12 protein-coding genes are annotated in these 13,198 nt (G+C 65.2%); 5 read left to right on the plus strand and 7 right to left on the minus strand.

The window, feature by feature from the left end:
- Nucleotides 1-15: 15 nt before the first annotated feature.
- The 5 genes from AB6724_RS02005 to AB6724_RS02025 form a co-directional block, all read right to left on the minus strand.
- Nucleotides 16-1,314: a lytic murein transglycosylase gene (locus AB6724_RS02005; RefSeq protein WP_369336826.1), complete on the minus strand. Its 1,299-nt coding sequence runs from the start codon at nt 1,312-1,314 to the stop codon at nt 16-18.
- A 92-nt stretch (nt 1,315-1,406) separates the two neighbouring features.
- Complete coding sequence (locus AB6724_RS02010) at nt 1,407-3,662, minus strand: RelA/SpoT family protein (protein ID WP_369336827.1); 2,256 nt, start codon at nt 3,660-3,662, stop codon at nt 1,407-1,409.
- 104 nt (nt 3,663-3,766) lie between these two features.
- The gene (gene rpoZ / locus AB6724_RS02015) at nt 3,767-3,970 is read right to left on the minus strand and encodes a DNA-directed RNA polymerase subunit omega (protein WP_283485599.1); all 204 of its coding nucleotides are present in this window, start codon (nt 3,968-3,970) and stop codon (nt 3,767-3,769) included.
- 18 nt (nt 3,971-3,988) lie between these two features.
- A complete protein-coding gene (gmk, locus tag AB6724_RS02020; protein WP_369336828.1) occupies nt 3,989-4,618 on the minus strand; it encodes a guanylate kinase in 630 nt (209 codons plus the stop codon).
- 43 nt (nt 4,619-4,661) lie between these two features.
- Nucleotides 4,662-5,555, minus strand: a complete 894-nt coding sequence (locus tag AB6724_RS02025) for a YicC/YloC family endoribonuclease (protein WP_369336829.1) — start codon at nt 5,553-5,555, stop codon at nt 4,662-4,664.
- A gap of 89 nt (nt 5,556-5,644) precedes the next feature.
- On the opposite strand from AB6724_RS02025, the gene AB6724_RS02030 reads away from it, so the two are divergent.
- From AB6724_RS02030 to AB6724_RS02050, 5 genes are all read left to right on the plus strand, one after another.
- Nucleotides 5,645-6,676: a serine/threonine protein kinase gene (locus tag AB6724_RS02030; protein WP_369336830.1), complete on the plus strand. Its 1,032-nt coding sequence runs from the start codon at nt 5,645-5,647 to the stop codon at nt 6,674-6,676.
- Nucleotides 6,673-7,578: a PP2C family protein-serine/threonine phosphatase gene (locus AB6724_RS02035; RefSeq protein WP_369336831.1), complete on the plus strand. Its 906-nt coding sequence runs from the start codon at nt 6,673-6,675 to the stop codon at nt 7,576-7,578. Before AB6724_RS02030 ends, AB6724_RS02035 begins: the two co-directional genes overlap by 4 nt.
- 96 nt (nt 7,579-7,674) lie before the next feature.
- The gene (gene rdgB / locus AB6724_RS02040) at nt 7,675-8,274 is read left to right on the plus strand and encodes an RdgB/HAM1 family non-canonical purine NTP pyrophosphatase (RefSeq protein WP_369336832.1); all 600 of its coding nucleotides are present in this window, start codon (nt 7,675-7,677) and stop codon (nt 8,272-8,274) included.
- A 146-nt stretch (nt 8,275-8,420) separates the two neighbouring features.
- On the plus strand, nt 8,421-9,659 hold the full coding sequence (gene hemW / locus AB6724_RS02045) for a radical SAM family heme chaperone HemW (RefSeq protein ID WP_369336833.1): 1,239 nt from the start codon (nt 8,421-8,423) through the stop codon (nt 9,657-9,659).
- 281 nt (nt 9,660-9,940) lie between these two features.
- Nucleotides 9,941-11,230, plus strand: coding sequence for a TGL-type protein-glutamine gamma-glutamyltransferase (locus tag AB6724_RS02050; protein ID WP_369336834.1), 1,290 nt, complete (start codon nt 9,941-9,943; stop codon nt 11,228-11,230).
- Nucleotides 11,231-11,434: 204 nt separating this feature from the next.
- On the opposite strand, the gene AB6724_RS02055 is transcribed toward AB6724_RS02050, so the two are convergent.
- Together AB6724_RS02055 and AB6724_RS02060 are read right to left on the minus strand one after the other, a co-directional pair.
- Complete coding sequence (locus AB6724_RS02055) at nt 11,435-11,773, minus strand: I78 family peptidase inhibitor (RefSeq protein WP_369336835.1); 339 nt, start codon at nt 11,771-11,773, stop codon at nt 11,435-11,437.
- 178 nt (nt 11,774-11,951) lie between these two features.
- Nucleotides 11,952-13,118 carry an SPOR domain-containing protein gene (locus AB6724_RS02060; protein WP_369336836.1) on the minus strand — a complete coding sequence of 389 codons (1,167 nt, stop codon included), beginning with the start codon at nt 13,116-13,118 and terminating at the stop codon, nt 11,952-11,954.
- Between the last annotated feature and the right edge of the window lie 80 nt (nt 13,119-13,198).

A 13,198-nucleotide genomic window follows, 5' to 3' on the forward strand; every position in this document is an offset into this window, starting at 1 on the left:
GCTATCTTTTTTGCATCAGTTGCCAGCCTGCAGGCGCTGCAGCAGCTCCGCCGTGGGATAGCCGTCGGCCACCAGGCCCTGGCTTTGCTGGTACTGGCGCAGGCCGGCGCGCGTGGCCGGGCCCATCACGCCGTCGGCGCTGCCCGCGGCGAAGCCGCGCTGGTTGAGGGCCGCTTGCAGGGCCTTGGTCTGCTCCCGGCTCATGGCGCTCAGATCGCGCGGCCATTGGGCCTGTACGCCGCCTGCGCCCATCAACTGCTGCGACAGCAGGCCCACGCCCAGCGCGTAGTTGGTGGAGTTGTTGTAGCGCAGTATGGCGCGGAAGTTGCCACCCACCATGAACGAGGGGCCGCGCGCACCCGCGGGCGCGATGACGCTGGCGCCGGCCATGGCGGGCAGGGGCTGGCCATCCATGCTCTGCACGCCTTCGGCGGCCCAGGCGCTGCTATCCTGGCGCGTGGCAAGCTCGGTGCGCGCATAGTCGAAGCCGGCGGGCAGGCGTACCTCCACGCCCCAGGGCTCGTCGGCGCTCCAGCCCGAGCTGGCCAGATAGTTGGCGGTGGAGGCCGCCACATCGGCCATGGAGCCCCAGATGTCGCGGCGGCCGTCGCCGTCGGCGTCGACCGCATATTGCAGAAACACCGAGGGCAGGAATTGCGTGTGGCCCATGGCGCCGGCCCAGGAGCCGATCATGTGGGCGGCGTCGATATCGCCGTTGTCGATGATGCGCAGCGCCGCAATCAGCTCTTTCTGCGCCCATTCGGCACGGCGCCCGTCAAAAGCCAGGGTGGCCAGCGCATCGATGGCCGAGAAGCTGCCGAAGTTGCTGCCGTAATTGCTCTCCATGCCCCAGATGGCCGTGATCACGCTGGCCGGCACGCCATAGCGCTGGCTTGCGGCCTGCATGGGCGCCGCATATTCCTGCAGCTTGGCCTTGCCGGTCTTGACCCGCTGCGCGGAGACCGCGCTGTCCAGATACTGCCAGGGCGTGCGCGTGAACTCGGGTTGGGCGCGGTCCAGCTTGATGATGCTGGGCTGCAGCTTGGCATTGGCCAGCGCGCTGCTCAGCGTGCGCTCCGTGATTCCGGCCGCGCGCGCGCGCACGGCGAATTCCTGCTTCCAGTGCGCGAAGTTGCTGGCCTGTATGCGGCTTTCGGCCTGGGCCTCGCTGTCGGCCGCCGCCGGCGCTGCGGCTGGCGCCGTTGCCGGGGTGGGCTCGGGGCGGGTGGCGCAGCCTGCGAGCAGGGCCGCGGCGACGGCCGCGGCCAGCAACTGCTGTCCGGCGTTGAGGGGCGTAGAAGCGGTATTGGGCATGAGGCGATTGTCGCTTGCCTGCAAAGACGTGAAGGCTTCGCCAGGCATTCCGCACGGGCTGCGGAATGCAAACAAAGCTCGGGCCGCGCCGATCAGGCTATGAGGCGGCTGGCGCGGATCACCGAGTGCAGGCGGCGCAGATTGCGCAGGGCATTGTCCAGCTGCACATTGTTGTGCACCGAGATGACGAAGCGCAGGTCGGTGGTGCCCACGGCCACTTCGTCGGCCATGTCGATGCGCACGATGTCGGCCTCGGCATTGGTCAGTTCGGCCGCCACGCGGGCCAGCACGCCCTTGTTGTTGTGCACGGTGACCACGATGCCGACTTCGAACAGGCGCGTGATGTCGTCGGCCCAGTCCACGGTGATGAAGCGGTCGGCATCTTTTTCGCGCAGCTTGATCGCATTGCTGCACTGGGCATGGTGCACCACCAGGCCCTGGCCGCCGAGATAGCCGAGTATGGGATCGCCGGGCACGGGGCGGCAGCAGTGCGAGTAATAGACCGAGCTGCTTTCGTCGCCGTTGAGCGTGACGGCGCCCTGGAACGGGCGGTTGCTGGTGTTGAAGCGCTCCTGGGTGATCAGCAGCGCATCGGGGCGCACGCCCTGTTTGGTCATGGAGGTCGTCATGCGCGCCGCGACCAGGGAGGCGATGCGCCGGCCCATGCCGATATCGACCATCAGGTCGGCCGGCGCGCGGTTGCCGGTGATGCGCAGAATCTCATCCCATACGGGCTTGTTGGCCTCGTCCTGGGGCGGTATGGCATCAATGCCTTCGGCGCGCAGCGCCTGGGCCAGCAGGGTTTCGCCGAGCTGGCCGGCCTCGGTCTGGGCCGCGTTCTTGAGGAAGGAGCGGATCTTGGAGCGCGCGCGGCCGGTCTTCACGAAGCCCAGCCAGGCGGGGTTGGGCGTGGCGGTCTCGGAGGTGATGATCTGCACCACATCGCCGCTCTTGAGTTCGGTGCGCAGCGGCACTTCCTCGTCATTGATCTTGGCCGCCGTGGTGCGGTGGCCGATCTTGCTGTGGATGGCGTAGGCGAAGTCCACCACGGTCGCGCCGCGCGGCATGGCCATGATCTCGCTCTTGGGCGTGAACACATAGACCGCGTCGGGGAACAGGTCCACCTTCACATGGTCCCAGAACTCGGCGGCATCGCGGGTCTCGTTCTGGATGTCGAGCAGCGACTGCAGCCACTGGGTGCTCAGCTGTTCGGAATCGCGGCCCTGCTGGGCCTTGTACAGCCAGTGGGCGGCCACGCCGGCCTCGGCCACGATGTTCATCTCCTCGGTGCGGATCTGGAACTCGATGCTGACGCTGGAGGGGCCGACCAGCGTGGTGTGCAGCGACTGGTAGCCGTTGCTCTTGGCGATGGCGATGTAGTCCTTGAAGCGGCCCGGCATGGGCTTGTACTTCTGGTGCAGCACCCCCAGGGCCGTGTAGCAGTCCAGCGTCTTGGGCACGATGATGCGAAAGCCGTAGATGTCCGTGACCTTGGCAAAGCTCAGCTGGTTTTTCTGCATGCGCTGGTACAGCGAATACAGCGTGCTCTCGCGGCCCATGAGGCGCACGGGCAGGCCATGCTTGGCAAATTCGGCATTGACCTCGTCCTGCACGCGCTGCACCAGGTCGCGGCGGCGCTTGCGCGAGCGGGCGATGGCTTTTTCCAGCGTCGCATAGCGCCAGGGGCGCAGATGCTTGAACGACAGGTCCTGCAGCTCGCGGTAGGTCTGGTTCAGCCCCAGCCTATGGGCGATGGGCGCGTAGATTTCCAGTGTTTCCGACGAAATGCGTCCCCATTTGCCGCGCGGCATGTCGCCCATGGTGCGCATATTGTGGGTGCGGTCGGCCAGCTTGATGAGGATGACGCGCACATCGCGCGCCATGGCCAGCAGCATCTTGCGGAAGGACTCGGCCTGGCTTTCCTCGCGGGTGTTGAACTGCAGCTTGTCCAACTTGGTCAGTCCGTCGACCAGCTCGGCCACGTCCTCGCCGAAGCGCTCGAGCAGATCGGCCTTGGTGATGCCGCAGTCCTCCATGGAGTCGTGCAGCAGGGCCGCCATCAGGGCCGGCGCATCGAGCTTCCAGTTGGCGCAGATGCTGGTGACCGCAATCGGGTGGGTGATATAGGGGTCGCCGCTGCTGCGCCACTGGTCGGAATGGGCCTGGTCGGCATAGACATAGGCCAGGCGCACGCGCTCCACGCTGTCGGCATCGAGATAGCCCAGGTGCTCCAGCAGGCCGGCAAAAGCAGCGGCAGACACGCTGGCTGCCTGTTCAGCTGACATGCGCTGAGGCTGGGCCGGTGCCGGGGGAGAGGGAGCAATCGTCGAATTCGGGGCCGCTGTCATATTCCTTAAATGTAGCCTGCCAGCCGGTAGTGCAAACTTATAGGCACAAAAAAGCACCGACTGGCGGTGCTTAATTGAGTCTTTTGCTGCTGCGATGCAACAGCTCAGCCCGGTACTTTCTTCAGCATTTCCAGGCCCACCTTGCTGTCTGCGATTTCGCGCAGGGCGGTGACGCCGGCCTTGTTCTTGGTCTCAATCTTGGGGGTGTGGCCCTGGTTGAGCATGCGGGCGCGGTAGGTAGCGGCCAAAACGAGCTGGAAGCGATTGGGGATTTGCTCCAGGCAATCTTCAACGGTAATGCGTGCCATCAGGAACTCCGGGAACGGTCAGTTGGATTCAGGGATGTTGAGCGACTCGAAGGTATCGGCGCGAAGACGCCGCTGGGCCGCATATTTGAGACGCTGCGCGTGGATGATCGCTTTCAGATCAAAAAGCGCGCTCTCAAACAATTCGTTGATTATAACGAAGTCGAATTTTGCGACCTGGGCCATTTCCTCTTCGGCGTTTCTCAGGCGCAGTTCGATGACTTCGGGAGCGTCCTCGCCGCGGTTTTCCAGGCGCGCGCGCAGCTCGTCCCAGCTCGGCGGCAGGATGAAGATCAGCACCGCATTCGGGAAGGCGTTCTTGACCTGCAGAGCGCCCTGGTAATCGATCTCGAGCAGCACATCGGTGCCGCCCTTGATGCGCTCTTCGAGGGACTTCTTGGCCGTGCCGTAGCGGCGGCCATGCACATTGGCCCATTCGACGAAGCCGTTGTTGGTCACCATGGCGTCGAACTCGGTGTCCGAGACGAAGTAGTACTCGCGGCCATGCTTTTCCTGGCCGCGAGGCGCTCGCGTGGTGTGGGAGACCGAGGGGTAGACGCGCGCATCGAATTCACGCAGTGCGCGCACCAGGGAGGATTTGCCGGCGCCACTGGGCGCCGACACGACAAATAGATTTCCGGGATGGTCCATGACGGTGTGCGTAGAGGGTAGGTTACGCATGGGAAGAGGTGGCTTACTCGATGTTCTGCACTTGCTCGCGCATCTGCTCGATCAGCACTTTCATGTCCACGCTGATGCGGGTCAGCTCCAGCGTGGCAGATTTGGAGCCAAGCGTGTTGGCTTCGCGGTGCAGCTCCTGGATCAGGAAATCCAGGCGCTTGCCGATGTCGCCGCCCTTCTTGAGCAGGCGTTCGATCTCGTCCAGGTGCGAGCCCAGGCGGGTGATTTCCTCGGCCACGTCGATGCGGATGGCGAAGGCCGTAGCCTCGGCCAGGGCGCGGTCCTGGGCGGCCTCGGGAGCGACGGCGCCATCGCCCAGGGCCATGGCTTCCTTCCAGCGCTCGAGAAACTTCAGGCGCTGCTGCTCCACGAGCTGCGGCACCAGGGGGGCGGCCTGCTTGGCCAGCTCGCGCAGCTGCTGAATGCGGTCCAGCAGCATGGCCGAGAGGCGCTCGCCTTCGCGGGCGCGGGCCGCGAGCAGCTCGGTCACAGCCTGCTCGGCCAGGGACGGAGCGATTTCGCTCCAGTCCGTGCCAGCGGCGCCGCTGCCGCTGCACAGCCGCAGCACATCGGCCACCGACAGGTCGCGGGCCTTGGGCAGCCAGGCCTGGATCGAGTCCTGCAGCGTGAGCAGCCGTTGCAGCTGGGAGGCCGCAGGAGTGGACAGGGACTGGTTGTCGGTGACGTCGATGGCGGCGCGCACTTCCACCTTGCCGCGCTTGAGACGCGCCGTGAGCAAGGTGCGCAGGGCCGGTTCAAGGGCGCGCAGTTCGTCGGGAAGGCGGAAGGACAAATCCAGGAAGCGGCTGTTGACCGCGCGGATCTCAAGGCCCAGGCGGCTGCTGGACTGGGGCTCTTGACCACCCTCAACGGAAGCGCTGTGCTGGGCACTCGCGTATCCGGTCATGCTGTAAACTGGCATTGGACTTTTGATGGATGCTTGCAATTGCCCGATTATCCGGGTTTCGCATCGTCCTTGAGGTTTACCGGTAAAAAATGTCTACAAAGATCAAGCCAGCGCCATTGCCGCCGGGCAGCACAATAGGCGGATACCGGGTGGTGCGCAGGATTTCTTCGGGGGGATTCGGGATTGTCTACTTGGCCTTGGATTCCGAGGGCAAGCAGGTCGCAATCAAGGAATACCTGCCCGCCTCGCTGGCCACCCGAGCCTCCAACGAACTGCAGCCGGTGGTCGCACCAGAGAAACTGTCCCTGTACCGCCTCGGGCTCAAGAGCTTTTTCGAGGAAGGACGCTCGCTGGCCCAGATTTCGCACGCCTCCGTGGTCAGCGTGCTCAATTTTTTCCGCGAGAACGAAACCGTCTACATGGTGATGAACTACCTGGAAGGGGCGACCCTGCAGGAATTCATCGTCACGGCGCGCGAGCTCAAGGCCAACAAGGTCTTCCGCGAATCGACCATCCGCTCCCTGTTCGACGAGGTGCTGCGCGGCCTGCGTATCGTGCACCAGCACAAGATGCTGCACCTGGACATCAAGCCCGCGAATGTCTTCATCACCAATGACGACAAGGCGGTGCTGATCGACTTCGGCGCGGCGCGCGAGGTGCTGTCCAAGGAAGGCAATTTCATCCGCCCCATGTACACGCCGGGCTTTGCCGCGCCCGAGATGTACCGGCGCGACTCGCAGCTCGGGCCCTGGACCGATATCTATGCCATAGGCGCCTGCATCTACGCCTGCATGCAGGGCATGCCGCCCACCGAAGCGCCGCAGCGCCAGGAAAAAGACAGGCTGACCCTGTCCCTGAGCAAGCTGCGCGGCGTGTATTCGGACAATCTGATCGAGGTGGTCGAGTGGTGCATGGCCATGGACCCGCTGTCGCGCCCGCAGTCGGTGTTTGCGCTGCAAAAAGAGCTGACTCGCGAAGGCGAGCGCCGCTACACCAAGCTCAAGGTGCAGGAGCGCATGCGCATGCAGTTCGACAACATGGTGCATGACGCCAAGAGAAACCTGCAGAAATTCGGTGGCACGGAACGGGGCGTGGTGCCCGACAGCAAGCGCAAAACATGAAATTCTCCGTATTCCAGCTGAGCCGCCGCGGCGGGCGCGCACTCAATGAAGACCGCATGGGCTACTGCTATACGCGGGAGGCGGCGCTGTTCGTGCTGGCCGACGGCATGGGCGGCCACCCCGACGGCGAGATCGCGGCCCAGATCGCGCTGCAGGTGGTGTCGGTGCAGTTCCAACAAAAGGCCAAGCCCACGCTGGACGATCCGCGCGCCTTTCTGGAAGACGCACTGCTGCAGGCCCATAGGCAGATCCTGCGCTATGCCAGCGCCAAGGGCATGATGGACACGCCGCGCACCACGCTGGTGGCGGCCGTGCTGCAGGCCGGCCATGTGTGCTGGATCCACTGCGGCGATTCGCGCCTGTACTGGGTGCGCGACGGCCAGCAGGTGGAGCGCACGCGCGACCATTCCTATAGCGAGATGCGCAAGGTCTCGGGCCTGGTGACCCAGTCCAACCGCAACGTGCTGTTCACCTGCCTGGGCTCGCCCTCCAAGCCGATCTACGACGTGAGCGACTTCAGGCGACTCGAGCAGGGCGACCAGTTGCTGCTGTGTTCCGACGGCCTGTGGAGCAGCGTGCCCAACCCCGAGATACTGCAAAGCATGCGCGGCCGTCCGGTGGCGCAGTTCGTGCCCATGCTCGTGGATACGGCGCTGCGCCGTGCGGGGGACGCTAGCGACAACGTCACCGCGCTGGCGCTGGAATGGGAAACGCCCAATAGCTTTGAGCCGTCCTCCATCTCCACGCAGGAGATTGCCGACGAGGGCTTTGAATCCACGATACAGATGGGGCCGCTCGAAGCATGCGAGGATGAGCTCGACGACGAGGCCATAGAGCGTTCGATCGCCGAGATCAACGCCGCCATACGCCGCTCCGCCGAGCGGCACAAAGCCAAGTCCTGAAGCCGGGACCTGCGGCCCGGCGCGCCGGGCTCGCGCTTACGACTGAACCAATAGCTGATGACGCCAGCGCCGCAAGCGCTGGCATGGACTTTTATTATGAAAATTGTGTTGGCCTCCAACAACCGCGGCAAGCTGGCCGAGCTGCAAGCCATGTTTGCGCCCCTGGGCGTGGAGCTGATCCGCCAGGGCGATCTGTTCGAGGGCGAGGCGCCCGAGCCCTATGGCACTTTTGTCGAGAACGCGCTGTCCAAGGCGCGCTTTGCGGCCGAGCACACGGGCCTGCCCGCGATTGCCGACGATGCCGGCCTGTGCGTGGACCATTTCGGGGGCTTGCCCGGCGTGGACACGGCTTACTACTGCACGCAGTTCGGCTACGAGAAAAGCGACGACAACAATGTGCGCGCTCTGCTCGAGCAGATGCAGGGCGTGGAAAACCGCCGTGCGGCCGTGGTCAGCACCCTGGTGGGCGTGCGCAACCCCAAGGACCCCGAGCCGCTGATCGCCGTGGGCCGCGTCCAGGGCCTGATCACCACCGAGCGCCATGGCAGCCACGGCTTCGGCTTCGACCCCGTGATGTTCATTCCCGAAGTGGGCCTGACTTTTGCCGAGATGACGCCCGAGCTCAAGCATGCGCACAGCCACCGTGGCCGCTCCTCTCAGAAAATGCTGGCCATGGTGCGCGAAAGGTGGTTGTAAACACCCCCTGAGCCGCTTTGCGGCTTCCCCCTCTCTCGCTACGCGGGAGGGGGACGATGCCCTCGCTGCGGGGCGGCCCTTGCTTGGCATCTCTGGCTTTGGGCATGCTAGTTTCAGCAGCGTCGATTTCGGCAAGAGCTATTTTCATGATCCCTATTCAGCCACAAAGCACCGAGGCGGCCGAGGCCGCGGTTCAGCGCGATATCCAGCATTACATGCGCCCGGGCACCTTGCAGCTGGGCAGCCTGCCGCCGCTGTCGCTCTATGTGCACCTGCCCTGGTGCCTGAAGAAATGCCCGTACTGCGACTTCAACTCCCATGCCTGGGCCAAGGGAGACGCGCTGCCCGAGGAGCGCTATATAGCCGCGCTGATGGCCGATCTGGAGAGCGCGCTGCCGCTGATCTGGGGGCGCACGGTGCACAGCGTGTTCATGGGCGGCGGCACGCCCAGCCTGTTCTCGCCGCAGGCCATTGACCAGCTGATCGCGGGCCTGCGCGCGCGGCTGCGCATGGAGCCCGACTGCGAGATCACCATGGAGGCCAACCCGGGCACCTTCGAGAAGAACCGCTTCAAGGCCTTCCGCGCGGCCGGTGTGAACCGCCTGTCCATCGGCGTGCAGAGCTTTGACGACCGTTTTCTGCAGGCCGTGGGCCGGGTCCATGATGCGGCCCAGGCCAAGGCCGCGGTGCGCGAGGCCGCCGACAATTTCGAGACCTTCAACATCGACCTGATGTATGCGCTGCCCGGCCAGACGCTGCAGGACCTGCAGCGCGACGTGGATACGGCGCTGTCGTTTGCGCCGCCGCATCTGTCGATCTACCACCTGACCATCGAGCCCAATACCTACTTCGCCAAGTACCCACCCGTGGTGCCCGAGGACGATACGGCCTACGAGATGCTGGACCTGATCACGGCCAGCACGGGCGCGGCGGGCATGCAGCGCTACGAGGTCTCGGCATATGCCAGGCCCGGCCACCAGTGCTTCCACAACAGCAATTACTGGCAGTTCGGCGACTATCTGGGCATAGGCGCGGGCGCACACAGCAAGCTGAGCTTTGCGCACCGCATAGCTCGCCAGGTGCGCTTTCGCGATCCCGCGCGCTATATGGACATGGCGCTGGCCGGCACGCCGCTGGCCCAGGACAGCGAGGTCAAGCGCGCCGATCTGCCGTTCGAGTACATGCTCAACGCCCTGCGCCTGCGCGGCGGCTTTGCGCTGCAGGAGTTCATGGAGCGCACGGGCCTGCCCCTGTCGGCCATCGCCAAGGGGCTGGATCAGGCCCAGGCCAGGGGGCTGATCACGCGCGACCTGGGCCGCGTGGTGCCCACCGAGCGCGGCTTCGACTTTCTCAGCGATCTGCAGGAAATGTTCCTGGCCGACTGAGAGGCGGGCCGCCATGGAAAAACGGGAGGTCCAGGCCTGCCGGACGGTGTCGGCCGCGGCGCCGGGCGCCCCACCTGCCATGGCATTCCTGAGGACAGTCTGAGTCGAGCCATGAACTCGGCGCGAAACTGTTGCGGACCATCCTGGCTGAGCGCGAAAATCATTGCCGTGATGGGCTGCTGCCAGCTTGCGCATGGGGCGTCGAAGTCGCTGCCTGTGCGCCGAATATGGCAGACCAGCAGAGCGTTCTTCCGCTTGCCTTGACTAGGAAAGCCGTCGCCATGAAATTACGTCACGCCGTTTTTGCGGGTTCTGGCCGTCCTGGTTTGTACAGGTTCGGATTCAAGCGACTTTTCAGAGGACTGGCGTTTCATGGCGCAGTCGCTGGCAGCCTCGTCTGCCTCGGGCTTCGTACGTGCCTGCTGCTTGGCATGATGGCTGTGGCAGCGCCGGCCAAAGCCGACCTGCGCTTTGTCTGCAACCCGGCTCAGCTGCCCATGCTTGAAAAGCAGATGCTCGAGTACCTTGGCAAGCTGGACATCGACCCCGCGCTGGTCACCCAGTCAGAGCAGCAGGACACCGGAGCCGTCGCTTATGCGCTGGCCACGCCCGCGGACGACACCGACACCTTGGACCTAGTCCGCCGCGTGGAGTACAAGGTGCCGCTCGAAAGCGTCCAATTGCCGGTGCGCGGAGGCAAGCTGCGCAAGGTGGCCACGGTTTCCAAAAAGGAAATCCTGCTGTCTGTGCTCCAGCATGGCCGGACGACGTCCTTCGATGACGACGCCTGCAGCCTGGGGGCCTTGGAGGAGCATATAGGCTTGCGCCAGAACATCGTGGCCTGGACCGAAGTCTTGCAATGGACTTGGCCCGATGGTGGGCGGGCGCGCTGGAACGTGCGCTACTGGGCGAATGGCGTCCCCAGGAATGGCGTGTCGACTGCCGCCGCGCTGATGGATGCTTTTCAGTCGCAGAACAAATACGCGATCGGCTGCTATACCGCAGCCAAACTGTTGATGGCCCAGGGCGTGGTGGACTACTTCCAGCGCGTAAGACCGGATGCCAGCCGGGAGCTTGGCGTCGAAAGACGGCTGGCCTTGGATGGCGACCCCTTGGTTGACGTGGAGCCGCCCCGGATGTGGAGTTTCGAGAAGGAATTCGACCCGGCGACATTGCCGCGACCCGGTAAATTGCTTCGCATTGCAGAGCAGGTCGCGCCGCGCAACTTCATTCCGGGCGACTGGGCTTATTTCGTCAATACGGATCCGCGATCTTCGCAGAAGACGGGATATGAAGGTTCCAACGCCATCTATCTCGGGCGTGGCAAATTCGGCGATTTCTACAACGACAACCACCATGCCTATACCTTCGACCAGAAGCTGGACGAAGTGTATCAATGGCGCAATGGCGTTTTCAGCCGATCCCGAGACTTCAGGAAAATCCAAGAAATGTCCGCCCAGGACTACGAGCGGCTTGCCAGGACGCCCGAGGAAGGCGGTCTGGTGCTCGATATTCGTGCCACCCCGCAGCTTTTCGGATACGAAACCCTTCCCCCGCCTGCGGCTCGCTGAGACGAGGCCGGGGCCGTACCTCGGGTCTTTGCCGCCGTGCTCTCGGCCCTGTCCTCGTCGCGATTCGATGCCGGCTTCCGGCGTGCTTGCTCGGCGTATGGTGCTTGCGCGATCCGGGCCGCGTGCTGCCCACCGAGCGCGGCTTCGACTTTCTCAGCGATCCGCAGGAAAGGCTTCTGGCCGCACGAGCCCGATCTCCGTCACCTAGCCGCAGTGCAGGGCCGTGATCTTGCCCGCATCGTTGGTGATGACGTTCAGACGCTCCTGGTTGTAGTCCATGGTTGCGGGCTGGCCCTCGCGCAGCACGCGCAGCATATAGGAGCCCGACTTCTGGCGGATCATCTCCAGCGTGGACGGCGCCGTGTTGTGGCCCAGGTAGAACTGCACGGGCTTGTCGTTGCAGATCTGCAGCGGGTGCGGTGCCGTGGCCGGCGAGCCCGGGCCGGTGCTGGCGCAGCCCGCCATCAGCAGGGCCAGGGCGGCAGCGCCGCAGCCAAGAGCGGCACGGACCGGGAGTAAAAATGGAGCTTGCGTTCTTGTCATGGACAAGACGATAGCCGGTCTGCAGGCGGGCCCGGGCGAGAATCGCGCAGCAAAGTGCAAGCGGGTGCAACCGCTGCGGGCGCGGCGCTTGCTACAAACTTCAAAGCTGCTGGCGCCCGGCATGCTGATGTCTCAACCTTGAACAACCATGAAACCGCCGTAGACAAGCGCTGCCAGCTTATTTTTTGCTAGCAAGCTCCGCGGCCTGGAAGATCGAGGCTTCCAGATCCAGTGCCTGCAGCTTGCGGGCCGCTTTTTCGGCGCGCTTGCGGCTGTCGAACGGGCCGCTGCGCACGCGGGTGGCTTCGCCCTTGTTGCTGGGCAGGGTCTGGGTCAGCGCGGGCAGCCCGGATTTTTCAAGCTGCGCCAGCGCGCGGCCGGCATTGGCGGGGTCGGCGAACACGCCCACATTCAGATAGAACTTGCCGGGCTCGAGCTCGCTGCGGGGGGCCGCGGGCCTGGCCTCGGGGGCAGCGGGCGGCGGCTCGGATGCGGCGGGCTCGGCCGGGGCAGACGCCTGGGGTGCAGGCTCCGGCTCGGCGGCCGGAGCAGCGGCAGGAGTTGTGGCGGGCGCAGCGGCCGCTGCGAGCCTGGGGGCAGGCGTCGCAGGGGCTGCGGGCATGGCCCTGGGGGCCGGCTGCGGCGCCGCATCCCGGGCCGGAAGCAGAGCCAGGCCGGCGCCCACGGCGGCGGCCAGCGGCAGAGCCAGCACCAGCAGGGTGGCAATCTTGTTCTGGGTGGGAAGGGCCTGGGCCTGCAGAGCCGCATGGGCCTGGGCCATATTGGGTGCGGCCGCAATCGCCTTCAGGGTCTGGGCTCTGGTCTTGCGCCAGTACCAGCTGTTGCCGAGCAGGCCCGGCACGGCCAGGGTCACCAGCCAGAGCGCCGCGCCCAGGCCCAGCGCAAAGGCCTCGGGCAGGGCGGGGCGCAGGCCGAACCACCAGACCAGGGCCAGGGCCGCGGCGGCGGCCAGATATTTCGCGGCCTCGCGCCACAGGCCGCGCCAGCAGCACCAGGCCAGGGTGAAGAAGGCGGCCGCCATATTCCAGCTGGGCAGGCTACGGTCCAGGGCGTCGAAGCGTTTGAACTGGGCCAGGTAGTAGCCGCGCGAGCGCGGACCTATGCGGCTGGCATAGAGCTGGGGCAGCAGGCCGCCGTCTTCTTCCTCGGCCGGTGCGTCGTTCTGCAGCTCCTGCTGCAGGGAATAGGCCGCGGCCGCGAAAGCGCCCGCGATGGAGGCCGGTAGCGGGCTGGGGCTGGTCGCTGCAGGATGCAGCACGGGCTCCTGGCGCTGCTCGGAGGCAGCGGCGGAGGCGGGCGTCAAAGTGTCCGAGGCGGCAGGCATGAGCGCAATTGTGTCATGACGTTACGCCTGGCGGCCTGGATTCCCGCGCACAAAAAAACCGGCGCCGGGCCGGTTTTCTT

This window comes from Comamonas guangdongensis (assembly GCF_041079535.1).
Taxonomy (GTDB): Bacteria; Pseudomonadota; Gammaproteobacteria; order Burkholderiales; family Burkholderiaceae_C; genus Comamonas; species Comamonas guangdongensis.

Excerpts from the sequence above, each read along its gene's own strand:
- AB6724_RS02005 (WP_369336826.1), bottom strand. The coding sequence starts at position 1,314 with ATGCCCAATACCGCTTCTACGCCCCTCAACGCCGGACAGCAGTTGCTG.
- AB6724_RS02010 (WP_369336827.1), bottom strand. The coding sequence starts at position 3,662 with ATGACAGCGGCCCCGAATTCGACGATTGCTCCCTCTCCCCCGGCACCG.
- rpoZ (WP_283485599.1), bottom strand. The coding sequence starts at position 3,970 with ATGGCACGCATTACCGTTGAAGATTGCCTGGAGCAAATCCCCAATCGC.
- gmk (WP_369336828.1), bottom strand. The coding sequence starts at position 4,618 with ATGGACCATCCCGGAAATCTATTTGTCGTGTCGGCGCCCAGTGGCGCC.
- AB6724_RS02025 (WP_369336829.1), bottom strand. The coding sequence starts at position 5,555 with ATGACCGGATACGCGAGTGCCCAGCACAGCGCTTCCGTTGAGGGTGGT.
- AB6724_RS02030 (WP_369336830.1), top strand. The coding sequence starts at position 5,645 with ATGTCTACAAAGATCAAGCCAGCGCCATTGCCGCCGGGCAGCACAATA.
- AB6724_RS02035 (WP_369336831.1), top strand. The coding sequence starts at position 6,673 with ATGAAATTCTCCGTATTCCAGCTGAGCCGCCGCGGCGGGCGCGCACTC.
- rdgB (WP_369336832.1), top strand. The coding sequence starts at position 7,675 with ATGAAAATTGTGTTGGCCTCCAACAACCGCGGCAAGCTGGCCGAGCTG.
- hemW (WP_369336833.1), top strand. The coding sequence starts at position 8,421 with ATGATCCCTATTCAGCCACAAAGCACCGAGGCGGCCGAGGCCGCGGTT.
- AB6724_RS02050 (WP_369336834.1), top strand. The coding sequence starts at position 9,941 with ATGAAATTACGTCACGCCGTTTTTGCGGGTTCTGGCCGTCCTGGTTTG.
- AB6724_RS02055 (WP_369336835.1), bottom strand. The coding sequence starts at position 11,773 with ATGACAAGAACGCAAGCTCCATTTTTACTCCCGGTCCGTGCCGCTCTT.
- AB6724_RS02060 (WP_369336836.1), bottom strand. The coding sequence starts at position 13,118 with ATGCCTGCCGCCTCGGACACTTTGACGCCCGCCTCCGCCGCTGCCTCC.